Genomic DNA, 25,476 nt, shown 5'->3' with positions numbered 1-25,476 from the left:
CGAAGCCCCGTCGTCCTCCGGCCGGTCCGAAGGCCGGATGTCCTCCGGCCGATCCGAAGGCCGGATGACCTCCGGCCGGTCCGAAGCTCCGGTCCGGATCCGGCTCAGCGCTTCCCGCGCCGCTTCAGCAGCAGCCGGGGGAGCGCGGCCGGGACGGGCCGGCGGGTGGTGGCCCCGGTCGGCAGCGGCACGGCCGCCAGCGAGGTGTCCGGCAGCGCGGCGCCGACCGTGTCGGGCGTCAGCCGCACCACCGTGCACCCGCTCGCCCACCGCTCCGTCAGCGACTCGGCGTCCGGCGCGTTCAGCCGCTTGCCCTTCAGCTCGGCGACCGCCGTCTCCCACTCCTCGGAGCGCGGCGGGAGGAAGGCCACGGTCGCGGTCCAGGCGACGATCCGGCCGCCCTTGTCCTTGCTCCGTACGGTCACCTCGGCGCGGCCGCCGTCGGCCAGCCCCTCGGGCAGCGGCTGCTCGCCGGGGCCGCCGCCGACCAGCAGCGCCGCACCCTCGTGCCAGATGTGCCACACGGCACGGGCCGGCCCGGTGCCCCGCACCCAGACGAGCCCGGACTTCTTCGTGGCCTCCTCGACGAGGGCCCTCTCCAGCAGGTCGGCGGCATCAGTCATGGGCGCGAGCTTACTCAGCGACCCGACGGGCGGGCTCAGAGCCAGCCGTTGCGCTTGAGGATGCGGTGGATGGAGAAACAGACCGCCCCGATGACGCCCAGCACGATCGGATAGCCGTACTTCCACTCCAGCTCGGGCATGTAGTCGAAGTTCATGCCGTAGACGCCGCAGATCATCGTCGGCACGGCGATGATCGCCGCCCAGGAGGTGATCTTGCGCATGTCCTCGTTCTGGGTGACGGTCGCCTGCGCCAGATTGGCCTGGAGGATCGAGTTCAGCAGTTCGTCGAAGCCGAGGACCTCCTCCTGGACCCGGGCGAGGTGGTCGGCGACATCGCGGAAGTACTTCTGGATGTCGGGGTCGATCAGCCGCATCGGGCGCTCGCTCAGCAGCTGCATGGGCCGCAGCAGTGGCGAGACGGCCCGCTTGAACTCCAGCACCTCCCGCTTGAGCTGGTAGATCCGGCCCGCGTCCGAACCGCGCGGGGTGCCCTTGGCCGGGGTGGAGAAGACATCGATCTCCACCTCGTCGATGTCGTCCTGCACCGCCTCGGCCACCGCGATGTACCCGTCGACCACATGGTCGGCGATGGCGTGCAGCACGGCGGAGGGGCCCTTGGCGAGCAGCTCCGGATCGTCCTGGAGGCGATGGCGCAGGGCGCGCAGGGAGCCCTGGCCGCCGTGCCGGACGGTGATGACGAAGTCCCGGCCGGTGAAGCACATCACCTCGCCGGTCTCCACGACCTCGCTGGTCGCGGTCAGTTCGGCGTGCTCCACGTAGTGGATCGTCTTGAAGACGGTGAACAGGGTGTCGTCGTAACGCTCCAGCTTGGGCCGCTGGTGGGCGTGGACGGCGTCCTCGACGGCCAGCGGGTGCAGCCCGAACTCCCGGGCGATGCCCGCGAATTCGGCCTCGGTCGGTTCGTGCAGACCGATCCAGGCGAAGCCGCCCTCCTCCCGTACCTGGAGCATCGCCTCGTGCGGCGTCGGGGTGGTGGGCGTCACCAGCCGGCGGCCGTCGTGGTAGACCGCGCAGTCGACGACGGCGGAGGAGGCGGACGGGTCGCGGGTGGTGTCGTACGCGCTGTACGGGGCGGTGTTCTTACGGAGGGACGGGCGCAGGGACGGGCGCACGGCGGCGCGCAGGTCACGGATCATCGACATGGCTGGCTCCTTCACGGAGGGCCGTCGGCGAGGGCGTGGAACAGCCCGGAATGGGGACGTGTGCTCACGTCCGCAAAGCGGGCTCCACCGCGCAGGCGCGATGACGGCGTTCGCTACAGACAGGCAAAATTCGCTACAGGCAGGCAGGAACGAAGGGCTCTTCCGTCGTGCGAACCGCTGTCGGGGAGTCGTCCGGACACGACGGCGATGTCGGCCCGGAACGACCGACGAGGCGTCGGATCAACGGGAGGTGCGAGGCGCGGAAGAGCGGTCGGTACTGCACGGTCGACTTGGATCCATAGCAGTCCCCACCTCCTCCGGCCGGTCCCCCGTGGGGGACGACGTGTCGTCGGGACGAAGAAGAGCGACGCTTCTGCGTGCTGTCCCGACCGGCGGCCAGGCTATCAGCCGCCCAAGGCCCAATCCCGTACTTTGCCCATTCCCTACGCGATCTATGCTCGCCGCATGGCAGAAATTCTCGCTCTGGTCGAGGCACGGCTCATCTCCGCCCTCGGGGAACCGGACGCCCGCGCCGATGTGACCTTCCTCGGCACGGACCGCATCGAGGTGCTGCGCTTCCTCGACGGCGACATCGTGCGCTACGCGACGCTCGGCATGTCCGGGCAGCCGATGGCCGACCCCACCTCCCCGCTCGCCGACCCGGTGAAGGGCCCCCGCGCCGAGCTGATCCTGTCCGTACGCGGCGGACTCGCCGACACCGACCAGGTGCTGCGCCCGCTCGCCGTGCTGGCCGCCTCCCCGCAGGTCGAGGGGCTGATCGTGGCCGCCGGCGCCTCGCTGGACCTGGGGGAGCCGCTGTGGACCGGTGCGCCGTTCACCTCGGTGCTGGTCGCGGAGTCCGGCGGTCTGGTGGAGGACCTGGAGCTGGACGAGCCGATGGACCCGGTGCGCTTCCTGCCGCTGTTGCCGATGACCCACAACGAGGCCGCCTGGAAGCGGGTGCGCGGGGCGCAGGAACTCCAGGAGCGGTGGCTGGCGCACGGTACGGACCTGCGCGACCCGCTGCGCACGTCCGTACCGCTGGACTGACCACCCGCCCTGAGGGGGCGTCAGTCGGCGAAGGCCGCCACCCCGTCCTCCTGTGCGTGGACCGGCGCCAGCTCCTCGGCCTCGTGGGTCAGCGCCGTACGCCGTACGCCCACGACGGCCGCTCCGGCGAGGGCGGCGAGCGCGGCCACCACGAACGGGATGTGGAGGTCGGTCCACTCCTCGATCTTCGGGGCGAGGAAGGGGGCGGCCGCCGCGGCGAACCAGCGGACGAAGTTGTATCCGGCGCTGGCCACCGGGCGCGGCGCGTCCGAGACCCCGAGGGCCAGCTCGGTGAAGACGGTGTTGTTCATGCCGATGAACGCGCCGGAGGCGATCGTGGCGACGATCGCCGTGCTGTGGCTGCCGTATCCGAGGACCAGCAGGTCGACGGCGAGCAGCACCAGCGAGGCCCCGAGCACCTTGAGCGAGCCGAAGCGGCGCTGGAGGCGCGGTGCGACGAGCACCGAGAAGACGGCCAGCAGCAGGCCCCAGGCGAAGAAGACCGCGCCGGACCGGTACGGGGTCATGTTCAGCACGAACGGGGTGAACGCCAGGATCGTGAAGAACGCGTAGTTGTAGAAGAACGCCGAGGCCGCGACCGAGGCCAGTCCGCCGTGACCGAGCGCCTTGACCGGGTCGAGCAGTGAGGTCTTGACGGCGGGCTTCGGCTGCTCCTTGAGGAACGCGGCGATGCAGAGGAAACCGATCGCCATCAGCGCCGCCGTGCCGAAGAACGGGTAGCGCCAGCTGGCGTCCCCGAGCAGTGCGCCCAGCAGCGGCCCGCACGCCATGCCGAGGCCGAGCGCCGACTCGTACAGCAGGATCGCCACCGCGCTGCCGCCCGCCGCCGCTCCGACGATCACCGCGAGGGCGGTGGAGACGAAGAGGGCGTTGCCCAGACCCCAGCCGGCCCGGAAGCCGACCAGTTCGGCGACGGAGGAGGAGGTGCCGGAGAGCGCGGCGAAGACGACGACGAGCGCGAGGCCGGCCAGCAGGGTCTTGCGGCCGCCGATGCGGCTGGAGACGAAGCCGGTGACCAGCATCGCGAACGCGGTGATCAGGAAGTACGAGGTGAACAGCAGCGACACCTGGCTCGCCGAGGCGTCGAGACCCTGGGCGATCGACGGCAGGATCGGGTCCACCAGGCCGATCCCCATGAAGGCCACCACCGAGGCGCCGGCCGTGGCCCAGACGGCCTTCGGCTGGCGCAGGATGCCGGCCCCTGTCGCCCCTTCGTCGAACGGATCCTCTTCCCGCATGGGCTCTCTCCTTCTCCTTGGGCCTCACAAGCTCCTTGGGCCTCACAAGGTCGATGTGTTATGCACAGAATAAGTTAGACGATCTAATAAATGCAAGCTACACCTATTCTTCCCGGTCAGGGCCACGCTCCGGACGGGTGATCGTCCTTGACGCGAGGACCGGCGGGGAGGACGGTTGGTCCTTATGAGGGGCGAACCCAGTTGCCCGAAGTGCGGTGGCCGGGTCAGGGCGCCCGGTCTCTTCGCCGACGCCTGGCAGTGCTCCGCGCACGGCCAGGTCCACCCGATGCAGCCGGTCATCCCGCCGAGCGTCGAAGGCCTCGGCGTCGTGGTGCACCGCGCGCAGGTCCCCGTCTGGATGCCCTGGCCGCTCCCCGTGGGCTGGCTGTTCACCGGCGTCGCCAGTGCGGGCGACGACCGCAGCGGCGGACGCGCGAGCGCCGTGGCCTGTTCCGGACCCGGTCCGCTGGGCGGGATGGGCGAACTGCTGCTCGTCGCCGAGGAGCTGGGCGTCGGACTCGGCGCCCGGTACGCCGGAATCGAGGGCCCGGACCCCGGCCGCCACCTGAACGTCGACTCCGCCCCCGACGCCAAGGTGCACGCCGCCGGCCGCCCCACCCCGCTCTGGCACGTCAAGAACGCCCCGGAGGACCGCGCCGTCTTCGCGGGCGAGGCGCGCGGGCTCTGGCTCTGGGCGATCCTGTGGCCCGAGCAGTCGGGGCTCCTGATGTACGACGAGCTGGTGCTGACCGATCTGCGGGACGCCGGGGGAGAGGTGGACCTGCTGCCCTGCGGCGCGCTCACCCCGCGCCTCCTCGCCGCCCCCCACGCACCGCCCCGGCAGGCGCCGGGCGAGCGGTAGATCACGTGGGACAGGGGGCTTTCGCGGCCTGAGGCCCGGTCTGCGACGGTTATCCTTGAGCGGTCCCCCCGTCCGCCCGCGAGCCCCGGAGTCCAGCGTCGTGCGCATCGATCTGCACACCCACTCCACCGCGTCGGACGGCACGGACACCCCCGCCGAGCTGGTCGCGAACGCCGCCGCCGCGGGCTTGGACGTCGTCGCGCTCACCGACCACGACACCGTGGGCGGCCACAGGCAGGCCGTCGACGCGCTGCCCGACGGGCTCACCCTCGTCACCGGCGCCGAACTCTCCTGCCGCGTCGACGGCGTGGGCATGCACCTGCTGGCGTACCTCTTCGACCCGGCCGACACCGAGCTGGAGCGCGCCCGGGAGCTCGTCCGCGACGACCGGGTGCCGCGCGCCCGGGAGATGGTCCGCAAGCTGCGCGCCCTCGACGTCCCCATCACCTGGGAGCAGGTCGCCCGCATCGCCGGGGACGGCTCGGTCGGCCGCCCGCACGTCGCCGCCGCCCTCGTCGAACTCGGCGTCGTACGCACCGTCTCCGACGCCTTCACGCCCGACTGGCTGGGCAACGGCGGCCGGGCGTACGCCGAGAAGCACGAGTTCGACCCCTTCGAGGCCGTCCGCCTGGTGAAGGCGGCCGGCGGGGTCACCGTCTTCGCCCACCCGGCCGCAGTGAAGCGCGGCGCCGTGGTCCCCGAGTCCACGATCGCCGCGCTCGCCGAGGCCGGCCTCGACGGCGTCGAGGTCGATCACATGGACCACGACGAGGCCGCCCGGGCCCGGCTGCGCGGTCTCGCCCGCGACCTGGGGCTGCTCACGACCGGCTCCAGCGACTACCACGGCAGCCGGAAGACCGTCGAACTCGGCGCGTGCACCACCGACCCCGAGATCTACGGCGAGATCACCCGGCGCGCCACGGGAGCCTTCCCGGTGCCGGGCGCCGGTGGAGCCGGCCGCCGCTAGCGTTTCCTCTTCTCCGCCGCACCTGTTTCCTTCTCCCCGCGCACCCCCGTGCGCGCCGCCGCCGTGCTCGACGCACCGCGACGGACGCTGCCCGGACCCGCGCCCCCTCCGTACCACCCGCTCTTCTCTCGCAAGGCTCACTGTGTTCGACGTCGCTGTCTTCGGATCCCTTTTTCTCACCCTGTTTGTGATCATGGACCCGCCCGGGATCACGCCGATCTTCCTCGCCCTCACCGCGGGACGCCCCGCCAAGGTGCAGCGCAAGATGGCGCTCCAGGCGGTCACGGTCGCGTTCGGCGTGATCGCCGTCTTCGGTCTGCTCGGTCAGCAGATCCTCGACTATCTGCATGTCTCCGTGCCCGCGCTGATGATCGCGGGCGGACTCCTGCTGCTGCTCATCGCGCTGGACCTGCTGACCGGCAAGACGGACGAGCCGACGCAGACCAAGGACGTCAACGTGGCGCTCGTACCGCTGGGCATGCCGCTGCTGGCCGGGCCCGGCGCGATCGTCTCGGTCATCCTCGCGGTGCAGCACGCCGACGGCGTGGGCGGTCAGCTCTCGGTCTGGTCCGCGATCGTCGCCATGCATGTGGTGCTCTGGCTGACCATGCGCTACTCGCTGGTCATCATCCGCGTGATCAAGGACGGCGGTGTGGTCCTGGTGACCCGGCTCGCCGGCATGATGCTCTCCGCCATCGCCGTCCAGCAGATCATCAACGGCGTCACCCAGGTCATCCAGAACGCCTGAGGCCTCCGAACGCTTCTGAGACCCCCGCGCACCACAGCGCCCCCGCACGGACGTTCCGTGCGGGGGCGCTTCGTCTTCACAACGTCAGGTGTTACGAGGCCGAACTGTCGGCCGGCCGGATGTAGATGCGCTGGCCCGTCGCCGCGGCCTGCTGCACGATCCGGTTGACGGAGGCGGCGTCCACGACGGTGCTGTCCACGGCGGTACCGTCGACGTCGTCGAGTCGCATGATCTCGAAGCGCATAGGGCTTCCCTTCGTCTGATCCTCCTGCTGGAGAACTACTGGCGCCGGTGGGGCGTCCCACCGGCAAGACTAGGAACGCGAGGCTTCCCTCGCGTTCCACGTGGGTTACAACGGCTTGCCCCTTGCAAACATTCCCTACGCTAAGGAAATTTTTTGGATGTCTAAGTACCCGTCGGTAGCCACGCCACCACAGACCATGAGGTTCGCATGAACGAGGCGGACCCGCAGCTCATCGGCGGAGCCGACCTCGGCGCCCGCCTGGACCGCACCAACGAGCTGCTCCAGCGCATGCTCATCGAGGTTTCCAAGACTCCGTCGACGCACGCCATCTTCGTGGACGCCGGATATGTGTACGCGGCGGCCGGGCTGCTCGTCACCGGCACCGAGGACCGGCGCTCCTTCGACCTCGACGCCGAAGGGCTGATCGAGGCCTTCATCGACAAGGCCCGCACGATCTTCGCGGACAGCAGGCTGCTGCGCGTCTACTGGTACGACGGCGCCCGGCGCCGCATCCACACCACCGAACAGCAGGCCATCGCCGAACTCCCCGACGTCAAGGTCCGGCTCGGCAACCTCAACGCCAACAACCAGCAGAAGGGCGTCGACTCGCTCATCCGCACCGACCTCGAATCCCTCGCCCGGCACCGCGCCATCAGCGACGCGGCGCTCGTCGGCGGCGACGAGGACCTGGTGTCGGCGGTGGAGGCCGCCCAGGGCTACGGGGCGCGCGTGCACCTCTGGGGCATCGAGGCGGCCGAAGGCCGCAACCAGGCCGAACCGCTGCTGTGGGAGGTCGACAGCCAGCGCACCTTCGACCTCGACTTCTGCCGCCCCTACGTCACCCGGCGGCCCGTCACCACGTACGAGGACGACACCCCGGCCCCCTCCCGCGAGGACGTCCGTTTCGTCGGCGCGCAGATCGCGGCCGCCTGGCTCGCCGCCCGGGGCCGCGCATCCCTCGCCGACCTGCTGCCGGGCCACCCCTATCTGCCGGGCTCCGTCGACCAGGACCTCCTGGTGGAGGCCGAACGCCTGCTCCAGCACTCGCTGCGCGGCCACGCGCATCTGCGGCGGGCGCTCCGCGACGGCTTCTGGCAGCACCTGCAGTCGCAGTACTGACCCGTCAGACGGCCGGCAGGCCGTCCCAGAACGCGGCCAGCGCCTTCGCGGTCTCCTGCGGGCGCGCGGTGTTGGGGGAGTGCTCGGCGCCGGCGATCGTGGTGCGGCGGGCGCCGAGACGCCGCGCCATGGAGTCGAACAGCTCCACCGGCCAGACGTCGTCGCGCTCCCCGGACAGCACATGGACGGGCAGCCCGACGGCGGCCAGCTCGTCCACCCGGTCCGGTTCGGCGGCCAGCTGCGCCCCGGTGGCGATCAACTGGGCCGGGTGGTGGGCCAGCCAGCGACGGCGCAGGTCCGCGCCGTCGCCGGTGTCCGCGTCCTGCGGCGGATCCAGCGCCTGCATCGCCTGCCACACCTCGTCCATGGACAGCACGGACAGCGCGTCGCTCAGCATCTTCACCTTGTCCCGCTGGGCCGCGACGACCTCGGCCGGACCCGAGGACATCAGCGTCAGCGACCGGAACGGGGCGGCGTCCAGCAGGACGGCTGCCCGGGCGATCTGACCGCCGAGCGAGTGCCCGAGCAGATGCAGCTCCCCGTCGCCGACCTCGTCCAGGGCCGCTGCCTGGGCCAGCACGTCACGGGCCAATTCGCCCTGGCCGTAAGCCTCCTGACGATCCGTGCCCTGCGACTCGTACTGCCCCCGGCCGTCCACGGCAACCACCCGGTAGCCCGCATCGGCCAACGGTTCCAGCAGCGCGATGAAGTCCTCCTTGCTGCCGGTGTAGCCGGGCAGCAGGAGGGCGGTGGCCCGCGCCGGGGTACGCGGTACGGCGTCCAGGACGGCGAAGTCGCCGCGCTCGGTACGCAGGACACGGGCGCGGGCGCAGGGCGGCGGGGCGAAGGTGGGCGGGCGGCTCATACGGCGAGGCTATCCCCGCCGCCCCTTTCCCGACGCCACCGGGCGGCCCTCCCGGCGTCATCGGCCGCCTCCTCCGACGCCACCGGACCGCGAAACGGCCCCGGCCCCCGCGTGTGCGGGGGCCGGGGCCGTCGGGTACTGCGGTGTCGCCGGAAGCGTCAGCTCTCGGTCGTCGTCACCGATGCCTTGCCCGCCGGGCGGGTGGCGCGGCGGCGGCGCGGCTTCGTCTCGGCGGCGGCCTCGCTCACCACGGCCTCGGCCTCGGAGACCACGGCGGCCTCCTGGGCGGTGGTCGAGGTGACGGCGCGCGTGGCACGGCGGCGGCGCGGCTTGGCCTCCGCCTCGGCGGCCGGGGCCTCGACGGCGGGCTGCTCGGCGGCGACCGCCTTCGCGGCGTCCTTCGCGGTGGACTTCTCGGTGACCTTCTCCGCGGTCTCCGCCTTCGCCCGGGACCGGGTCGCGCGGGGCGCCTTCGCCTTCGGCTCGACGGAAGCGGCCTCGGCCTTCGCCTTCGGCTCGACGGAAGCAGCCTCGGCCTTCGCCTTCGGCTCCGACTTCTTCGCCGTGGCGCGGGCCGGACGGCGACGCGTCTTCACCTCGGGCTCCGGCTCGGCGGCCGGGGCGATCTGGAAGTCGACCTCGTCGGCCGGCTTCACGATCCGGGCGCGGCGGCGCGGCTTGACGGCCTTCGGCTCGGCGACCGGCTCCGCGATGCCCGCGGCGACCGCCACGGTCTGGAACTCGGCCGGGGCCGGGGTGGCCGGGGCCTCGGCGACGGGCGCGGCCGTCTCCTCGGTCACCGGCTTCGCGACGGCACGGCTGCGACGGCGCCGCGGCTTGGTCTCCGCGACCGCCTCGGCCTCGGGCGCGGCCTCGGCCACGGGCGCGGCCTCGGTCACCGCGGCGGCCTCGGCCACCGGGGCGGGAACCACCGGGGCCTCGGCGACCGCCACGGCCGCCTCGACGACGGCCTCGGGGGCGCTGGCACGGGTACGGCGGCGACGGCGCGGCGTACGCGGTACCTCGGGAGCCTCGTCACCGGCCGGGGTGACCGGGGCGGCCTCCTTGGCGGGTGCGGGCACCGTCGCGACGGCCGTTTCCTCCGCAGCGGCTCCGCCACGGGTGCGGCGGCGCTGGCGCGGCGTACGGGTGCGCGGCTCGCGCTCCTCACGGGCGGGTGCCGGGGCGGCGGCCTTGCGGCCGCGGCCGCCGGTCTCGCCGAGGTCCTCGACCTCCTCCGCGCGGAGCCCGGCCCGGGTCCGCTCGGCGCGCGGCAGCACACCCTTGGTGCCCGCCGGGATGCCCAGCTCCTCGAAGAGGTGCGGCGAGGTGGAGTACGTCTCCGGCGGGTCCGGGAACTTCAGGTCCAGGGCCTTGTTGATCAGCTGCCAGCGCGGGATGTCGTCCCAGTCGACCAGCGTGATCGCGATGCCCTTGGCGCCCGCGCGGCCGGTTCGGCCGATGCGGTGCAGGTAGGTCTTCTCGTCCTCGGGCGACTGGTAGTTGACGACGTGGGTCACACCCTCGACGTCGATACCGCGCGCGGCGACGTCGGTGCAGACCAGGACGTCGACCTTGCCGTTGCGGAAGGCGCGCAGCGCCTGCTCGCGGGCGCCCTGGCCGAGGTCGCCGTGGACCGCGCCGGAGGCGAATCCGCGCTTCTCCAGCTGCTCGGCGATGTCGGCGGCGGTGCGCTTGGTCCGGCAGAAGATCATCGCGAGCCCGCGGCCGTCGGCCTGGAGGATGCGGGCGAGCATCTCCGGCTTGTCCATGTTGTGGGCGCGGTAGACGTGCTGGACCGTGTTCTTGACGGTCGTGCCCTCGTCGTCGGGCGACGTGGCGTTGATGTGCGTCGGCTGCGACATGTAGCGGCGGGCGAGGCTGATGACGGCACCGGGCATGGTGGCCGAGAACAGCATCGTCTGGCGCTTGGGCGGCAGCATCGTGATGATGCGCTCGACGTCGGGCAGGAAGCCCAGGTCCAGCATCTCGTCGGCCTCGTCGAGGACGAGCCCGCGGATGTGGGAGAGGTCGAGCTTGCGCTGGCCCGCCAGGTCCAGGAGGCGGCCCGGGGTGCCGACGATCACGTCGACGCCCTTCTTGAGGGCCTCGACCTGGGGCTCGTACGCCCGGCCTCCGTAGATCGCGAGAACGCGTACGTTCCGGACCTTGCCGGCGGTCAGCAGGTCGTTGGTGACCTGCTGACAGAGCTCACGGGTGGGGACCACGACGAGCGCCTGCGGCGCGTCGGTCAACTGCTCGGGCGTGGCGCGGCCCGCCTCGACGTCGGCGGGGACGGTCACGCGCTCCAGGAGCGGAAGACCGAAGCCGAGCGTCTTGCCGGTTCCGGTCTTGGCCTGGCCGATGACGTCGGAGCCGGAGAGGGCTACGGGGAGCGTCAGCTCCTGGATGGGGAAGGGGGACATGATGCCGACCGCCTCGAGGGCTTCGGCCGTCTCGGAAAGAATACCGAGGTCGCGGAACGTAGTCAGGGTGCTGCCTCTTCTGTGAGACGCGGCCCGAGGCGAACGCTGGGGGTCGTACCGTGCCGGGGTTGGTCATCCGGCCGTGGATGGGCCGGGTGGCGCGGGACCACTGCCGTCGCTCGAGCGCTCGTGCCGCTGAGGGGGCCCCTCATCTGCAGTCGTACGTGTCGTACGCACCGCGTGGAGGGCTGTCGGGTCGGAGCCGATCGGGCCACCGACCGGGCATCCTCATTCAAAGGGCGCGCCTCTGGCACAGCACAGTGCTCAGTAGACGCATTACCACTGTACCCCGGATTCGCGCATGTGTGTTGGACGAATTCATCGGAACGGTATGAGGTCCCCGGCTGACCAGGCCCTTCCGCCCTGCGCTGAGCGGGCTATCGTTCCGTTCATGGAGACGCCTGACCACGCCACAGAGAACCCCGCCGAAGCTTCCGCAGCCACCGGGATCGCCGCCCAGGACTGGGCCACCGCGGCCGCCGACCCGCAGTACCGCGCCGCGGTCGTGGACCTGCTCGGCGCCCTCGCCTACGGAGAGCTGGCGGCCTTCGAGCGGCTGGCCGAGGACGCGAAGCTCGCACCGACGCTCGGCGACAAGGCGGAGCTGGCGAAGATGGCCGCCGCGGAGTTCCACCACTTCGAGCAGCTGAACCGGCGGCTCACCGAGGTGGACGAGGACCCGACCGCCGCGATGGAGCCGTTCGCCAAGGCGCTCGACGACTTCCACCGCCAGACGGCTCCGTCCGACTGGCTGGAAGGCCTGGTCAAGGCGTACGTCGGCGACTCGATCGCCAGCGACTTCTACCGCGAGGTCGCGGCCCGCCTCGACACCGACACCCGGTCCCTGGTGCTGTCCGTGCTGGACGACACGGGCCACGGGAACTTCGCCGTGGAGAAGGTGCGCGCCGCGATCGAGGCGGACCCGCGGGTCGGCGGGCGGCTCGCGCTGTGGGCGCGCCGGCTGATGGGCGAGGCGCTGTCGCAGGCCCAGCGGGTGGTCGCCGACCGCGACGCACTCTCGACGATGCTGGTGGGCGGCGTCGCGGACGGCTTCGACCTGGCCGAGGTGGGCCGGATGTTCTCCCGGATCACCGAGGCCCACACCAAGCGGATGGCCGCGCTGGGGCTGGCCGCGTAGCACCCCGCTACTGGGCCGCCGCCGACCGGGCGAGGCGGCGGCCGCGTGGGCGGATCAGGAGCGACAGCGTCACCGCCCCGACGGACACGGCTCCGATCAGCGTCGCCAGGACATGGCCGGGACCCAGCGCCGCGTGCGTCAGATACGCGCCGAACAGGGCGCCCAGCGCTCCGGTGAGATAAACCGCACGGCCGGACGGCAGCCGGTCCGGGAGTGATCGCAGGGCCGCCCAGGACAGGGCGAGCCCGAGCAGGGCGGCGGTGAAGGATTCCCAGATCACAGACGATCACCTCGCGGGGGTGTGCGGGGCGGGCAAATCGGTCGTAGGCGGTACTACCCTCCGCCCGCGGAGAACAACCCTCCGGCGGCCCGTTCCGACCCGTACGGGAACGGGAGGAGCGGTCCTCCCGCACACGACACAGGAGCGGCCCGGCGGGGAAACCCCCGCCGGGCCGCTCCTGCGATCAACGCGTCCGGTGGACTACAGCGTCCCGAACCCCACCCGCCGGGTGGTCGGCTCACCGATCTCCACATACGCGATCCGGTCGGCCGGCACCAGAACCTTGCGGCCCTTGTCGTCCGTGAGGCTGAGCAGCTCCGCCTTGCCGCCCAGTGCCGCGGCGACCGCGCTCTCGACGTCCTCGGCGGAAAGCCCGCTCTCCAGAACGATCTCGCGGGGCGTGTGCTGCACCCCGATCTTGACCTCCACGGCTATGTCCCTCCGACGGTCAGTCCTTGCGCGGCGAACCGCGCCGTACGCAGCCACATTAGCCCGGCGGGAGCGGCGCTCAGGGCCCGACCGGCAACGCCCGCAGCGAACACGGCGTCCCCCGCCCCGTCACGGAGGGCTCAGTGCTGCTCGACGCCGTGCAGCGGGAAGCCCGCGATGCCCCGCCAGGCCAGCGAGGTGAGGAGCTGTACGGCGGTGTCGCGCGGGATGGCGGACCGGCTGGAGAGCCAGTAGCGCGCCACCACCTGGGAGACGCCGCCCAGCCCCACCGCCAGCAGCATGGACTCGTCCTTGGACAGCCCGGTGTCACCGGCGATCACGTCGGAGATGGCCTCGGCGCACTGGAGGGAGACCCGGTCGACGCGCTCGCGCACGGCGGGTTCGTTGGTCAGGTCGGACTCGAAGACCAGCCGGAACGCGCCGCCCTCGTCCTCCACGTACGCGAAGTAGGCGTCCATCGTCGCCTCGACGCGCAGCTTGTTGTCCGTCGTCGAGGCCAGCGCCGTGCGCACGGCCTGGAGCAGCGACTCGCAGTGCTGGTCGAGAAGGGCCAGGTAGAGCTCCAGCTTTCCGGGGAAGTGCTGGTAGAGCACCGGCTTGCTGACCCCGGCCCGCTCGGCGATGTCGTCCATCGCGGCGGAGTGGTAGCCCTGCGCGACGAAGACCTCCTGTGCGGCGCCCAGCAGCTGATTGCGTCGGGCGCGGCGGGGCAGCCGTGTGCCCCGCGGGCGCGCCGCCTCTGTCTGCTCGATGGCTGTCACGCCGCCTCCCAAATATGTGTTCCAGCACAGCCGGTCCGTGCACGCTGCGCCGTACAGCCATCGTACTTTTGGGTAACCCTGGTATGCGCGGCGCGGACGCAGAATTTCATGGACCGGACGGCTGTGGAAGCCACAGTTCATTGTGGTCGTGAGCAAACAGGGGCGTATCAGCGGTAATCATCCTCGTCGAAGGGGATCACCCTGCGCTGGTCCGCCACATCGGCCTCATCGGCGGTGGCCAGGTCGGCGCTCTCCACCCGTTCGTCGTCCTCGGGCCGGACGTCCGTCCGCTGCTCGGCGGTGTCCGCCTCGGGGGCCTCGGGCCCCGCATCCGCCGGTTCGGCGTTGTCGAACGTGTCCGGGTCGCTCGGGTCGACCGTCATGGCGCGCTCCCTTCCTTCCCCTAGAGCCTAGGAGTTACCCGTCTACCCCGCGATGCGGGCTTGTGACGGCGAACACATGAATGAGGGCGTGATCGTCTCGTAACATTGCCGCATGTCTTCGACCGAGCTGCCGGGTGTCCAGGCCGCTGCTGCCGCGGTGGCCCCGACGGTCAGTGCCGTCCGGGTCGCCGACGGCGAACGGCTGCGCTCCGTGTCCCTGCCGGGGATCGGTCTGAACGTCCGCTGCCGGCCGGGCGACCGGACCGGACTGCCTCCCGCGCTGTACGTGCACGGGCTGGGCGGATCGTCGCAGAACTGGTCCGCGCTGATGCCGCTGCTGTCCGACCTGGTCGACGGCGAGGCGGTCGACCTGCCCGGATTCGGGGACTCGCCGCCGCCGGACGACGGCAATTACTCGGTGACCGGACACGCCCGTGCGGTGATCCGGCTGCTGGACGCGGAGGAGCGGGGCCCCGTCCACCTGTTCGGCAATTCGCTGGGCGGCGCGATCGCCACCCGGGTCGCCGCCGTCCGCCCCGACCTGGTGCGCACCCTCACCCTGATCTCGCCCGCCCTGCCGGAGTGGCGGGTGCAGCGGCCTGCCGTCCCGACCGGTCTGCTGGCCGTGCCGGGGGTCGCCTCCCTGTTCGCCCGGCTCACGAAGGACTGGACGGCGGAACAGCGGACGCGTGGAGTCATGGCACTCTGTTACGGCGATCCGGCACGGGTCTCCGACGAAGCCTTCCGTCATGCGGTGGCCGAGATGGAGCGCCGGCTGGAGCTGCCGTACTTCTGGGACGCGATGACGCGTTCGGCCCGGGGCATCGTGGACGCGTACACCCTGGGCGGCCAGCACGGACTGTGGCGCCAGGCCGAGCGGGTGCTCGCACCGACACAGCTCGTGTACGGCGGACGGGACCAGCTCGTCTCGTACCGGATGGCACGCAGGGCGTCCGCGGCCTTCCGCGACGCCCGGCTGCTGACCCTGCCCGACGCGGGGCACGTGGCGATGATGGAGTACCCGGAGGCGGTCGCCCAGGCGTTCCGGGAACTGCTGGACGATAGCGGCGGGAGCTGATCCGGGGCGTGGGACGACACAGTCGAAAGGGCTCCGGGGCGATCCGCCCGGACGCGGCGGAACCCGGCGGCGAACGCGCCGCGGCGAGGCCCGCGTCCGGCGCCGGCCGGCGCAGGCGGACCGGGTCCCCGACCGGTGACGGGCGGGGCCCGTTCACCGCGGACGCCCCGCAGGTGCGCGGCGGCCACCCCGAACAGCGTGAGCAGGGCGGCGGCTGGGGGACCGGACCTGTGCCCCGCTACGGCCAGGGCCACGACGCCCCCGCACCGCACGGCGCCCCCCAGCAGCAGCATCCGTACGCCGGTCCGGGCGGCCATCCCGCCGACGCCCGGCCGTACGACACCGGGCCGGGCGGACCCGGCGGGCCCCAGGACGCCGCCCGCCGGCAGGCCGTGGCCCGTCAGGTGTCCGCCCAGCGCGCGGCCCAGCGCGCCGCGGACGGCCGGGCGGCCCAGCAGTCGACGCTCGACGGCCCCCCGGTGCCCGGCCCGCGCCGGGAGTTCCTGGACGCCTTCGACGCCGAGGCCCCCGGCGCCGCCCCCGCCGCGCCGCCCGCCGGGCCCTCCGACGGTGCGGACGACGCCGAGGCCGGTGAGCCGGACGAACGCCCCGCGCCCCGGGGCTCCAAGGGCCGCACGTTCACCGGGATCGCCGCCGCCGCGGTGACCACCGTGCTCGCGGTCGTGGTGGCCGGACAGGTCGCCGAGGACTCCGGCGACCGTGCCGCAGCCGCCCGCGCCGCCGAGGTGGAACGGCAGGGCCAGGACGAGGATGCCTCCCGCTCCGACGCCCGCCCGACCCCGGAGCAGCCCTCGGCCAAGCCCGAGGTCAAGCCCCTCTCGTACGCCGCGAAGATGGCGCAGCCGTATCCGCTCGCCGCGGATCTGAAGGCGAGCGGCGCGTTCGAGGCCGTGCCCGGTCTGGCGAAGGCCCCCGGAAAGGGGCAGAAGCACCGCTATCGCATCGATGTGGAGAAGGGTCTCGGTCTCGACGCCGGACTTTTCGCCGAAGCCGTGCAGAAGACGCTCAACGACAACCGGAGTTGGGCGCACAACGGCGCGATGACCTTCGAGCGGATCTCGTCGGGCGCCCCGGACTTCGTGATCACGCTCGCCAGTCCCGGGACCACCGGCGACTGGTGCGCCAAATCCGGTCTGGACACCACGATCGACAATGTCTCCTGCGATTCCGCCTCGACCGACCGCATCATGATCAACGCATATCGCTGGGCGCAGGGCGCCGCCACCTTCGGCCCGGACCGGTTGCTGGCCTACCGTCAGATGCTCATCAATCACGAGGTCGGCCACCGGCTGGGTCACAACCATGTGAGCTGCCGCACTCCCGGCGCCCCGGCTCCGGTCATGCAGCAGCAGACCAAGACCCTTGAGCTGGAAGGCATCAAGTGCAAGCCCAACCCCTGGGTGCACCCCACCGGCTGACCCCTCGTACGTCTGCATGATGAGACGGCCGTCTTGTTCCGCACTCCAGCGCGAGCTGGGCATCGGCTGGTCTTCGGCGCCCATGACCTCGCCGTGGTCCGGCAGGTCGGCGACGAGGTCGCGGTGATGCGCCGGGGCGTGATCGTCGAGCAGGGCGGCGCCGACGAGGTCGACGGAAATCCGCGGGACCCGTACGCCCGGCAGCTGTCGGCGGCCGTTCCCGCCCCCGATCCCGGCCTCGCTGACCCCCGCAGGGCCGTCCGCAAGGGCCTGGCCCGGGCCTGACCCTCCGTAACAACCGACCGCTGTATCGCGACGGAACGCGACCGGGGCGGGAAAGTTACGACGGTTCACCCCTTTCGGTGGTGCGACGGACAACCGTCCGTCGCGCCACCGGCGTATCCGCTTACGGTCGTCCCGCTGCGAGTCGCCGTTTCAACGGCGGCCGCCCACAAGGGAGATCGGGGGTGTACTCGTGCGGATCGGACTGCTCACCGAAGGTGGTTATCCGTATGCGACCGGTGAGTCCAGACTCTGGTGCGACCGACTGGTGCGCGGGCTGCCGCAGCACGAGTTCGACCTGTTCGCCCTGAGCCGCTCCGCCCACCAGGAGGACCAGGGCTGGGTCCGGCTGCCGCACCAGGTCAGCCGGGTGCGCACCGCACCGCTGTGGACAACCGACGACGGCACCCTGCGCGGCAGCGGCGAACGCGGCCTGCTGGCCCGGCTGGTGACCGGCGGCGAACAGTCCTACGGACGACGCGACCGCGGACGCTTCACCGAGCACTTCACCGCCCTCGCCACCGCGATCTGCACCTCCGACGAGGCCGGTACGGAAGCGGGCACCGGCCCCGGCGCGGAACTCTTCGCCGAAGGGCTCTACGGCCTCGCCGAGCTCGCCCGCGAACGCGGCGGACTCCACCTCGCCCTGCGCTCCGAGACGACCGTCCGGATCCTGGAGGCCGCCTCCCGCGCCCACGGCACCGGCCGCACCGTGCAGAGCGCCACCGTCCCCGACCACCTCGCCCTCGCCGCCGAGCTGGAACGCGCGCTGCGCCCGCTCTCGCTGGACTGGTACGACCAGGAGAGCCTCGGCGCGGTCGACCTCTGCCACGCGGCCTCCGGCGGGGCGGCCGCCCTTCCGGGGCTCCTGGCCAAACGCTTCTTCGGAGTGCCGCTGCTGGTCACCGAGCACGGCGTCCCGCTGCGCGCACACTTCCTGGCCGCCTCCGACACCCCGTACGGCACCTCCGTGCGCGCCCTCCTCGCCGGCTTCCACGGCCGCCTCGCCACCGAGGTCTACCGCCAGGCCGCGCTCGTCACCCCCGGCAACACCCACGTCCGCCGCTGGCAGCAGCGCTGCGGAGCCGACCCCGCCAAGCAGCGCACGGTCTACCCGGGCATGGCCGCCGAGCGCTTCGGCCCGGTCGGCGAGAACGCCGAACGCCTCGGCGCGGCGGGCGGGGACGACGGACCGGGCGGCCCCGACACCCTGGTCTGGGTCGGCCGGATCGAGCCCGCCAAGGACCTGATCGCCCTCCTCCACGCCTTCGCCGAGGTCCGCCGCGCCGAGCCCGCCGCCCGGCTGCGGGTCTTCGGCGCACCGGCCGAGAGCGAGGAGGCCACCACCTACCTCGCCCACTGCGAGGCCCTGGCCGCCCAGCTCTTCCCGGACGAGGCCACCGGCGCGCACACCGAGGGCGTCAGCCCGGTCACCTTCGAGGAGATCGGCGGCCCCGAGATCCCCGACCTCGCCGAGGCCTACGGCGCGGGCGGCGTGATCGTGCTCTCCAGTGTCGTCGAGGGCTTCCCGGTCAGCCTCGTCGAAGCCATGTTCTGCGGCCGGGCCACCGTCTCCACCGATGTGGGCGCGGTCGTCGAAGTCATCGGAGGCACCGGCCTGGTGGTGCCCCCGCGCAACCCCAAGGCGCTCGCCGACGCCTGCGTAGCGCTGCTGCGCGACCCCGAGCGCCGGGCCCGGCTGGGCGCCGCCGCACGGGCCCGCGCGCTCGAACTCTTCACCGTCGAACAGAACCTCGCGGCATTTCGCGGCATTTACCTGGAGCTGATGTCGCACACCCCGGTGCGCCGGGAGTCCGACACGGTGGACGCCCACGGCGACCCGCTGCCCTTCGCCACCCCGCCGGAGGCCCGCCTCCTCGGCCACTGGACCCAGTCCGGGGCACACCTTCGGCCGGCGGCGGACCCGGACGGTTCGGGGCGGCCCGGTGCCGGTGCTGACGCAGTCGCCGCCGTCGCGGCCGCGCCGAGCTGGGCCGCCGCGCCCGGGGTCCGGCTGCCGGACCGGCCGGGCGAGCCCGAGCCGCAGCACACCCGGGAGCCGGAGCCCGAGGGCGTCTGCGCGGTCGCGGCGGGACCGGTGGGGGACGGCGATGCGTGACCACCCGACCCACCACGACCACGGAGACCACTCGATGACCCGTCCGGACGACCCGGCGGCCTTCGCCTCCGTCCCGGAGCGCCCCGCCGAGATCCTGCCCCGCTCCACGGCACGCCGGGCGCAGTCCGGCGCCGCCCGCCGCGGCCCGGCCGACCCGGTGAAGTCCCTGCTGCACCACCACCGCGACCTGTGCGAACGGGCCGTGGACCCGCTGGAGATCGCCGCCGGTCTGGAGGCGCACGGCCTCACCGACCGCACCGCCGCCCGCTACCGCCACCGGGACGTCTTCGCCCTCGCCGAGGAGCTGTACGCCCGGATGCCGCCCCGTACGCGGGAGCCCGCCGCCGGCGGGCCGCCCGGCCCCGGGCCCGACACCGACGCGCGGGCCGCCTGGACGCTCCTCGCCCTGCTGCCCGGGGCCGCCGCGCTGGCCACCGCCGGGGTGCTCCGGGTCACCGAGGGCGTCTTCGGCGACGGCACCCGGGCCCTGGTCACCGTCGTCGGCACCGTCCTGGCCTGCCTGGGACTGAGGGCCTGCCTCGGCCGGGGGCCCCTGCGCGCCCCCGAAGGAGCGGGCCGGGCCGGGATGTACGCCTGCTGGCTGCTCAGCTACGCGGTGTACGGCGAGGGGCTGCTGGGCCAGGTGATGACCGGCGGCCCGGACGGCCCCTGGGTCGGCACCCCCGGCCCGCTGCTCGGACTCGCCGCCGCCGTCGCCCCGGCCGCCTGGTGCGCCCACCTCTTCACCGTCCAGGCCCACCGCAAACTGGCCGGCAGCCGCGCCCTGGAGGAGTTCGGCGCGGGCGTGCGCCCCCTGCTGCTGGCGGCCGTCACCCTCTTCCTCGCCGCACTGCTGCCCCTGCTGTACCTGGCCGGCCTCGGCCTCGGCGGGAGCGGCACGCCCGTCGCGGCGGTCGCCCTCGGGCTGCTGTTCTTCGTGGCCCGGCTGCTCGCCGCTCACGGGCTGCCCGAGCCGGGCACCGTCGCGCTGGCCGGCGCGTGTGCCGTCGAGGCCGGCGCCCCGGCCCTCGTCCTCGCCGCCCGGCTGCCCGGACTCGAACCCCTCGCCCGGCCCGTGGGCGCCCTCGTCTCGGCAGGCGGGACGGGCGCCGTGTCCGCGCTGGCCTGCGGCGGGGCCGCCATCGGACTGCTGCTGCACGCGGCCCTCGCGCTCTCCCGGGCCTCCGCCCACACCCGGACCTGAGAGACCCGAGAACCCACGCCGCCCCACCCACGTACCACCGCACCACTCCCGCGGAGCCGACGCCGCGGGCCCTGCCCCAGCACCGTACGACCGACTGACTGACCTAGGAGAACCCCGCCATGACCCCCCAATCCCCCGCACCGGCAGCCCGCCGTCGGCACCGAGGCGGTGCGCGATGAGGGTGCTGCTGCTCGGAGCCAACGGATTCCTCGGCCGCTTCGTCGCCGACCGTCTGCTGGCCGACCCCGCCGTCCACCTCACGGCCCTCGGCCGCGGCGACGACGCCGACGTCCGGTTCGACCTCGCGGGCGGCAGCCCCGGGGCCCTCACCCGATTCCTGGACGCCGTCCACCCCGGCGTCGTCGTCAACTGCGCGGGCGCCACCCGCGGCGGCGCCCGGGACCTCACCCGGCACAACACCGTCGCCGTCGCCACCGTCTGCGAGGCGCTGCGCCGCAGCGGCTGCGGGGCCCGGCTCGTCCAGGTCGGCTGCGCCTCGGAGTACGGGCCCTCGCAGCCCGGCTCCTCCACCGCCGAGGACGCCGTGCCGCGCCCCGGCGGCCCGTACGGCGTCAGCAAGCTCGCCGCCACCGAACTGGTCCTCGGCTCCGGCCTCGACGCCGTCGTGCTGCGGGTCTTCTCGCCCGTCGGCCCCGGCACCCCGGCCGGCTCACCGCTCGGCCGGCTGGCCGAGGCGATGCGCCGGGCCATGCAGATGGGCGACGGCGAGCTGAAGCTCAGCGGGCTCGGCGTGCAGCGGGACTTCGTCGACGTACGGGATGTGGCGCGGGCCGTCCACGCCGCCTCGCTCTCCGCCGCGCAGGGCGTCGTCAACATCGGCACCGGGCGGGCCGTCCGGCTCCGCGACGCCGCCGCCGTCCTGGCCCGGGTCGCCGGGTACGCGGGCGCGCTCCACGAGCTGGACTCGCCGCCTCCGCGGCTGCCCATCGGCGCCCCGCGCACCTCCGCCGAGTCCGTCATGGAACACCTCTCCGCCACCCCGTCCCCGTATCCGGACGGCTGCGGGGCCTGGCAGCAGGCCGATGTCCGCACCGCCCGGGACCGGCTCGGCTGGCGGCCCCGGATCAATCTGGAGGAGTCCCTCGCGGACATCTGGATGGAGGCGGCGTGCCGCATCTGACCGCACCCGCCGACGCCCGCCGGACCGCGGGCGGCGAACAGCTCGGCTTCGGCGTCCCGGGCTACGCCCACCCGCTGCTCGCCCCCGCCGAATGGGCCGAGCTGGCCCGCCCCGGCACCCCGCTGCACTGGGCCGTCCTCAACATCGCCGACGGCCCAGGCACCCGGCCCGACCCGCACTGCCTGGAGGCGGCCGGCCGGCTGCGCAACGCCCGCGAGCGCGCCCTGCACGGCGAGGCCCCGGACGACACCGTCCGGGCCTCCGGCGGCCGGCTGCTCGGCCATCTCGACCTGGCCCACGGCGAGCGTCCCTTCGGCGAACTGATCGCGGACGCCCGGTCCTTCATCGACTGGTACCGCATCGGCGGCTTCTATCTCGCCCGCTGCCCCACCGAGCGGGCCGAACTGCCCGCCGTCCGCCGCCTCACCGGCACGCTCCACGCCCTGCTGGCGGAGAGCGACAGCGCGGACGGCGGAGGCCGCCTGGTGCTGGGCCACGGCGCCCACCCGTATCCCGGATACGCGGAGGCGGCCGACCAGCTGGTCACCTTCCAGGGCCCCTGGACCGACTACCGCTGGTCACAGGTGGCCGAATGGACGGCCGACTATCCACCGGAGCGGTTCGCCCACTTCGTCCACGGGGTGCCGCGCACCCATCTGGAGGAGGCCATGCGGATCGCCCGTTGGCAGGGCGCCGGGACGATCTTCTTCACCGACCGGAACGATCGCGACGACCGAAACGGACAAAGCGATCCATTTGCGACGCTGCCCAGGTACTGGGACGAAATCATCTCGCGGATCGGACCGGGTATCTCGGAATGAGAAGGGGCGTGGCAGTGTTACGGGGAGAACAACCGTACGTAGTCGACCGTAAGAAGCCGGTCTACGTAGAAATCCGACCACCTGCATTGTTGAGGTTCCTGTGTCGCTGCCACCCCTGGTCGAGCCAGCTGCTGAGCTCACCGTCGACGAGGTCCGCAGGTACTCCCGCCACCTGATCATCCCGGATGTCGGGATGGACGGACAGAAGCGCCTGAAGAACGCCAAGGTGCTGTGCGTCGGCGCCGGCGGCCTCGGCTCGCCGGCCCTGATGTACCTGGCCGCGGCCGGTGTCGGCACGCTCGGCATCGTGGAGTTCGACGAGGTCGACGAGTCGAACCTGCAGCGCCAGATCATCCACAGCCAGGCCGACATCGGCCGGTCCAAGGCGGAGTCCGCCAAGGACTCGGTGCTGGGCATCAACCCGTACGTCAACGTGGTCCTTCACGAAGAGCGGCTCGAAGCCGAGAACGTGATGGAGATCTTCGCGCAGTACGACCTGATCGTGGACGGCACGGACAACTTCGCCACCCGCTATCTCGTCAACGACGCCGCGGTGCTGCTGAACAAGCCGTACGTCTGGGGCTCGATCTACCGCTTCGACGGCCAGGCCTCCGTGTTCTGGTCCGAGCACGGGCCCTGCTACCGCTGCCTCTACCCGGAGCCCCCGCCGCCGGGCATGGTCCCCTCCTGCGCCGAGGGCGGCGTGCTGGGCGTGCTCTGCGCGTCCGTCGGCTCCATCCAGGTCACCGAGGCCATCAAGCTGCTCGCCGGGGTCGGCGACCCGCTGGTCGGCCGGCTGATGATCTACGACGCCCTGGAGATGCAGTACCGCCAGGTCAAGGTCCGCAAGGACCCCGACTGCGCGGTCTGCGGCGAGAACCCCACCGTCACCGAACTCATCGACTACGAGGCCTTCTGCGGCGTCGTGTCCGAGGAGGCGCAGGAGGCGGCGCTCGGCGCGACGATCACTCCCAAGCAGCTCAAGGAGTGGATCGACGGGGACGAGAAGATCGAGATCATCGACGTCCGTGAGAAGAACGAGTACGAGATCGTCTCGATCCCCGGCGCGAAGCTGATCCCGAAGAACGAGTTCCTCATGGGCACCGCCCTCCAGGACCTCCCGCAGGACAGGCGCATCGTCCTGCACTGCAAGACGGGGGTCCGCAGCGCCGAGGTCCTCGCGGTCCTCAAGTCCGCGGGCTTCGCCGACGCGGTGCACGTGGGTGGCGGCGTGATCGGCTGGGTCAACCAGATCGAGCCCGAGAAGCCCGTGTACTAGAGCATTCGGTACGGGCGGGGGCCCGGTCCGCGCACCGCGGTCCGGGCCCCTTTCCCGTGCGCGCGTCCGGTCACCCGCAGGTCCTGCCGTCCGCCGGGACCTTGCCGTCCAGGAAGTATTCGTCGATCGTCGAGGTCACACAGTCGTTGGAGCCGTAGGCCCCGTGGCCCTCGCCCTTGTTGGTCAGCAGGACGCCGACGCCCTCGCCCAGCTCGTCCGCCATCCGCCGCGCCCCCTCGTACGGGGTCGCCGGGTCGCCGGTCGTCCCGACGACCAGGACCGGCCCCGCGCCCGGCGCACTGGTCTCCGGCGTCTCGTGCTCGCCCTCCACGGGCCACCGGGCACACCAGCCCGCGGTGTCCCAGGCCAGGAACGGGCCGAAGACCGGCGACAGCTTGCGGAACTCCGGCAGCAGCGCACGGGCCTCGTCCACGGTGGGACGTGACGTCGAGTCGGCGCAGGAGATCGCCCGCTGGGAGTGGCTCTGGGTGTCGTAACGGCCCTGCTCGTCCCGGCCGTTGTACGAGTCGGCGAGCCGGAGCAGACCGTTGCCCGTGCCGTTGTTCTCCGCCTCGTCGAGGGCGGCGGTCAGGGCGGGCCAGGACGACTCGGAGTACAGCGGGGTGACGATGCCGGTGATGGCGAGCGACTCGCTCAGCTCGCGGCCCGAGTCGGTCGGCAGCGGGCTCCGGTCGATCCGGGCCAGCAGCCGGGCGATGCGCTCGGAGCCCTCCTTCGGTTTCTGGCCCCGGTCCTTCAGGTAGTTCTCCAGGGCGCGCTGGAAGCCCATGGCCTGGTTCCGGGCGTGCCCGATCCCGTCGGCCGTCGGGTCGACAGCAGCGTCCAGCACGGTGCGCCCCACCGCGTGCGGGAAGAGGTGCGCGTACGTCCCGCCCAGCTCCGTACCGTAGGAGAAGCCGAAGTAGGACAGCTTCTCGTCGCCCAGGACCTGGCGGATCAGGTCCAGGTCGCGGGCGGCGTTGCCGGTGCCGACGTGCGGCAGGACCGTGCCCGAGCGGCGTTCGCAGCCGGCGCCGAACGCCGCGGCGTCCTCGATGAAGGCCGCCTCCTCCGCCGCCGTGTCCGGGGTCATGTCGACGTTGCGATGGGCCTGTTCCTGCTCCTTGTCGGAGCGGCAGCGCACCCCGGAGCTGGCGGCGACCCCGCGCGGATCGAAACTCACCAGGTCGTAGCGGGTGTTGAGCTTCGCGTACGACCGGGCAGCGCGCGGCAGGGTCTCGACGCCGGACCCGCCGGGGCCGCCGAAGTTGAACAGCAGCGAGCCGAGCCGCCGCCCCTTGTCACGGGCCTCCTTGCGGATCAGCGCGACGGACAGCGTCTCCCCGGACGGATCCGCGTAGTCCAGCGGTACGTCCACCCGTGCGCAACGCCAGGCGGAGCCGGGGGCGCTGCCGCCGCGCGGGGCCGTGCAGCGCTTCCAGTCCAGGCGCTGGGAGGTGAGTTCCGAGGGCAGCTCCGGCGTCTTGGGGGAGTCCTCGAGGCCGGTCGGCGCGGGCGCGGCCGAGGCGTCGCCGGGGCGGCCGTCGGCGGGCGCGTCCACATCCGGCTCCGAGCTCAACAGCCCGCAGCCGGCGAGCAGTCCCGCCGCGAGCAGGGCCGCTCCTGTCGTGACGGCGGTCCGCTGGGCACGACGGTGCGCACGCATGATCCGGCTTCCCTCTCTCGGAGGCCCGGTGGCGAAGCGTCGGGCGGCT

Annotated in this window: 24 protein-coding genes and 1 pseudogene; 14 read left to right on the top strand and 11 right to left on the bottom strand. The window is 72.7% G+C overall.

Annotation, left to right across the window (positions count from 1 at the left end):
- Positions 1-104: 104 nt before the first annotated feature.
- Together AC0VY3_RS28700 and AC0VY3_RS28695 are read right to left on the bottom strand one after the other, a co-directional pair.
- The gene (locus AC0VY3_RS28700; protein WP_475550924.1) at positions 105-623 is read right to left on the bottom strand and encodes a hypothetical protein; all 519 of its coding nucleotides are present in this window, start codon (positions 621-623) and stop codon (positions 105-107) included.
- Between the two features lie 35 nt (positions 624-658).
- Positions 659-1,786: a magnesium and cobalt transport protein CorA gene (locus AC0VY3_RS28695; protein WP_103506913.1), complete on the bottom strand. Its 1,128-nt coding sequence runs from the start codon at positions 1,784-1,786 to the stop codon at positions 659-661.
- A 465-nt stretch (positions 1,787-2,251) separates the two neighbouring features.
- On the opposite strand from AC0VY3_RS28695, the gene AC0VY3_RS28690 reads away from it, so the two are divergent.
- Positions 2,252-2,836: a suppressor of fused domain protein gene (locus AC0VY3_RS28690; RefSeq protein WP_103506906.1), complete on the top strand. Its 585-nt coding sequence runs from the start codon at positions 2,252-2,254 to the stop codon at positions 2,834-2,836.
- Between the two features lie 20 nt (positions 2,837-2,856).
- Here AC0VY3_RS28690 and AC0VY3_RS28685 read toward each other — a convergent pair whose 3' ends face one another.
- The gene (locus AC0VY3_RS28685; protein WP_475550923.1) at positions 2,857-4,095 is read right to left on the bottom strand and encodes an MFS transporter; all 1,239 of its coding nucleotides are present in this window, start codon (positions 4,093-4,095) and stop codon (positions 2,857-2,859) included.
- A gap of 184 nt (positions 4,096-4,279) precedes the next feature.
- Between AC0VY3_RS28685 and AC0VY3_RS28680 the strand changes: the two genes are divergently transcribed.
- From AC0VY3_RS28680 to AC0VY3_RS28670, 3 genes are all read left to right on the top strand, one after another.
- Complete coding sequence (locus tag AC0VY3_RS28680) at positions 4,280-4,957, top strand: DUF6758 family protein (RefSeq protein ID WP_103506908.1); 678 nt, start codon at positions 4,280-4,282, stop codon at positions 4,955-4,957.
- Positions 4,958-5,057: 100 nt separating this feature from the next.
- Entirely contained in the window at positions 5,058-5,924 is an 867-nt protein-coding gene (locus tag AC0VY3_RS28675) for a PHP domain-containing protein (RefSeq protein WP_475550922.1), read from the top strand.
- A 142-nt stretch (positions 5,925-6,066) separates the two neighbouring features.
- Positions 6,067-6,672, top strand: coding sequence for a MarC family protein (locus AC0VY3_RS28670; RefSeq protein WP_030087329.1), 606 nt, complete (start codon positions 6,067-6,069; stop codon positions 6,670-6,672).
- Between the two features lie 91 nt (positions 6,673-6,763).
- Here AC0VY3_RS28670 and AC0VY3_RS28665 read toward each other — a convergent pair whose 3' ends face one another.
- Positions 6,764-6,916, bottom strand: coding sequence for a hypothetical protein (locus tag AC0VY3_RS28665; RefSeq protein WP_006127395.1), 153 nt, complete (start codon positions 6,914-6,916; stop codon positions 6,764-6,766).
- Positions 6,917-7,123: 207 nt separating this feature from the next.
- On the opposite strand from AC0VY3_RS28665, the gene AC0VY3_RS28660 reads away from it, so the two are divergent.
- Positions 7,124-8,035 (top strand): NYN domain-containing protein, encoded by a 912-nt coding sequence (locus tag AC0VY3_RS28660; RefSeq protein WP_086779297.1) that lies wholly within the window; start codon positions 7,124-7,126, stop codon positions 8,033-8,035.
- A gap of 4 nt (positions 8,036-8,039) precedes the next feature.
- On the opposite strand, the gene AC0VY3_RS28655 is transcribed toward AC0VY3_RS28660, so the two are convergent.
- Complete coding sequence (locus tag AC0VY3_RS28655) at positions 8,040-8,900, bottom strand: alpha/beta fold hydrolase (protein WP_242741235.1); 861 nt, start codon at positions 8,898-8,900, stop codon at positions 8,040-8,042.
- A gap of 158 nt (positions 8,901-9,058) precedes the next feature.
- On the bottom strand, positions 9,059-11,326 hold the full coding sequence (locus tag AC0VY3_RS28650; protein ID WP_475550921.1) for a DEAD/DEAH box helicase: 2,268 nt from the start codon (positions 11,324-11,326) through the stop codon (positions 9,059-9,061).
- A gap of 451 nt (positions 11,327-11,777) precedes the next feature.
- Here AC0VY3_RS28650 and AC0VY3_RS28645 point away from each other — a divergent pair, with 451 nt between their 5' ends.
- Positions 11,778-12,524 (top strand): ferritin-like fold-containing protein, encoded by a 747-nt coding sequence (locus tag AC0VY3_RS28645; protein WP_103507808.1) that lies wholly within the window; start codon positions 11,778-11,780, stop codon positions 12,522-12,524.
- Between the two features lie 7 nt (positions 12,525-12,531).
- Here the strand turns inward: AC0VY3_RS28645 and AC0VY3_RS28640 are convergent, their stop codons facing one another.
- From AC0VY3_RS28640 to AC0VY3_RS28625, 4 genes are all read right to left on the bottom strand, one after another.
- The gene (locus tag AC0VY3_RS28640) at positions 12,532-12,804 is read right to left on the bottom strand and encodes a hypothetical protein (protein ID WP_103507809.1); all 273 of its coding nucleotides are present in this window, start codon (positions 12,802-12,804) and stop codon (positions 12,532-12,534) included.
- 201 nt (positions 12,805-13,005) lie between these two features.
- Entirely contained in the window at positions 13,006-13,233 is a 228-nt protein-coding gene (locus tag AC0VY3_RS28635; protein ID WP_003966467.1) for a DUF3107 domain-containing protein, read from the bottom strand.
- 140 nt (positions 13,234-13,373) lie between these two features.
- Positions 13,374-14,015, bottom strand: coding sequence for a TetR/AcrR family transcriptional regulator (locus AC0VY3_RS28630; RefSeq protein ID WP_010061601.1), 642 nt, complete (start codon positions 14,013-14,015; stop codon positions 13,374-13,376).
- A gap of 167 nt (positions 14,016-14,182) precedes the next feature.
- On the bottom strand, positions 14,183-14,398 hold the full coding sequence (locus tag AC0VY3_RS28625; protein ID WP_475550920.1) for a hypothetical protein: 216 nt from the start codon (positions 14,396-14,398) through the stop codon (positions 14,183-14,185).
- Positions 14,399-14,510: 112 nt separating this feature from the next.
- Here AC0VY3_RS28625 and AC0VY3_RS28620 point away from each other — a divergent pair, with 112 nt between their 5' ends.
- The 8 genes and pseudogenes from AC0VY3_RS28620 (at position 14,511) to moeZ (ending at position 23,761) form a co-directional block, all read left to right on the top strand.
- Entirely contained in the window at positions 14,511-15,476 is a 966-nt protein-coding gene (locus tag AC0VY3_RS28620; RefSeq protein WP_475550919.1) for an alpha/beta fold hydrolase, read from the top strand.
- 8 nt (positions 15,477-15,484) lie between these two features.
- Entirely contained in the window at positions 15,485-16,915 is a 1,431-nt protein-coding gene (locus AC0VY3_RS28615) for a DUF3152 domain-containing protein (protein ID WP_475550918.1), read from the top strand.
- Between the two features lie 43 nt (positions 16,916-16,958).
- Positions 16,959-17,200, top strand: a pseudogene (locus tag AC0VY3_RS28610) (ABC transporter ATP-binding protein); the annotation flags it as partial.
- A 190-nt stretch (positions 17,201-17,390) separates the two neighbouring features.
- On the top strand, positions 17,391-19,316 hold the full coding sequence (locus AC0VY3_RS28605; protein ID WP_475550917.1) for a DUF3492 domain-containing protein: 1,926 nt from the start codon (positions 17,391-17,393) through the stop codon (positions 19,314-19,316).
- A gap of 34 nt (positions 19,317-19,350) precedes the next feature.
- Positions 19,351-20,520 (top strand): hypothetical protein, encoded by a 1,170-nt coding sequence (locus AC0VY3_RS28600; protein ID WP_475550916.1) that lies wholly within the window; start codon positions 19,351-19,353, stop codon positions 20,518-20,520.
- A gap of 175 nt (positions 20,521-20,695) precedes the next feature.
- Positions 20,696-21,661 carry an NAD-dependent epimerase/dehydratase family protein gene (locus AC0VY3_RS28595; protein ID WP_030087305.1) on the top strand — a complete coding sequence of 322 codons (966 nt, stop codon included), beginning with the start codon at positions 20,696-20,698 and terminating at the stop codon, positions 21,659-21,661.
- A complete protein-coding gene (locus tag AC0VY3_RS28590) occupies positions 21,649-22,482 on the top strand; it encodes a spherulation-specific family 4 protein (protein WP_475550915.1) in 834 nt (277 codons plus the stop codon). The genes AC0VY3_RS28595 and AC0VY3_RS28590 overlap by 13 nt, the downstream gene beginning before the upstream one ends.
- A gap of 100 nt (positions 22,483-22,582) precedes the next feature.
- Positions 22,583-23,761: an adenylyltransferase/sulfurtransferase MoeZ gene (gene moeZ / locus AC0VY3_RS28585; protein ID WP_103507873.1), complete on the top strand. Its 1,179-nt coding sequence runs from the start codon at positions 22,583-22,585 to the stop codon at positions 23,759-23,761.
- Positions 23,762-23,831: 70 nt separating this feature from the next.
- On the opposite strand, the gene AC0VY3_RS28580 is transcribed toward moeZ, so the two are convergent.
- Entirely contained in the window at positions 23,832-25,427 is a 1,596-nt protein-coding gene (locus tag AC0VY3_RS28580) for an alpha/beta hydrolase (protein WP_475550914.1), read from the bottom strand.
- Positions 25,428-25,476 lie beyond the last annotated feature (49 nt).

It is taken from the genome of Streptomyces sp. iso_384 (assembly GCF_056172905.1).
Note: the sequence above shows the minus strand (reverse complement) of the source record. Positions and strands in the feature narration are given on the sequence as shown.

Coding starts and splice junctions, on each gene's coding strand:
- AC0VY3_RS28655 (WP_242741235.1), bottom strand. CDS start 8,900: ATGAGCCGCCCGCCCACCTTCGCCCCGCCGCCCTGCGCCCGCGCCCGT.
- AC0VY3_RS28695 (WP_103506913.1), bottom strand. CDS start 1,786: ATGTCGATGATCCGTGACCTGCGCGCCGCCGTGCGCCCGTCCCTGCGC.
- AC0VY3_RS28665 (WP_006127395.1), bottom strand. CDS start 6,916: ATGCGCTTCGAGATCATGCGACTCGACGACGTCGACGGTACCGCCGTG.
- AC0VY3_RS28650 (WP_475550921.1), bottom strand. CDS start 11,326: ATGTCCCCCTTCCCCATCCAGGAGCTGACGCTCCCCGTAGCCCTCTCC.
- AC0VY3_RS28595 (WP_030087305.1), top strand. CDS start 20,696: ATGAGGGTGCTGCTGCTCGGAGCCAACGGATTCCTCGGCCGCTTCGTC.
- AC0VY3_RS28625 (WP_475550920.1), bottom strand. CDS start 14,398: ATGACGGTCGACCCGAGCGACCCGGACACGTTCGACAACGCCGAACCG.
- AC0VY3_RS28600 (WP_475550916.1), top strand. CDS start 19,351: ATGACCCGTCCGGACGACCCGGCGGCCTTCGCCTCCGTCCCGGAGCGC.
- AC0VY3_RS28690 (WP_103506906.1), top strand. CDS start 2,252: ATGGCAGAAATTCTCGCTCTGGTCGAGGCACGGCTCATCTCCGCCCTC.
- AC0VY3_RS28700 (WP_475550924.1), bottom strand. CDS start 623: ATGACTGATGCCGCCGACCTGCTGGAGAGGGCCCTCGTCGAGGAGGCC.
- AC0VY3_RS28620 (WP_475550919.1), top strand. CDS start 14,511: ATGTCTTCGACCGAGCTGCCGGGTGTCCAGGCCGCTGCTGCCGCGGTG.
- AC0VY3_RS28680 (WP_103506908.1), top strand. CDS start 4,280: ATGAGGGGCGAACCCAGTTGCCCGAAGTGCGGTGGCCGGGTCAGGGCG.
- AC0VY3_RS28580 (WP_475550914.1), bottom strand. CDS start 25,427: ATGCGTGCGCACCGTCGTGCCCAGCGGACCGCCGTCACGACAGGAGCG.
- AC0VY3_RS28645 (WP_103507808.1), top strand. CDS start 11,778: ATGGAGACGCCTGACCACGCCACAGAGAACCCCGCCGAAGCTTCCGCA.
- AC0VY3_RS28685 (WP_475550923.1), bottom strand. CDS start 4,095: ATGCGGGAAGAGGATCCGTTCGACGAAGGGGCGACAGGGGCCGGCATC.
- AC0VY3_RS28660 (WP_086779297.1), top strand. CDS start 7,124: ATGAACGAGGCGGACCCGCAGCTCATCGGCGGAGCCGACCTCGGCGCC.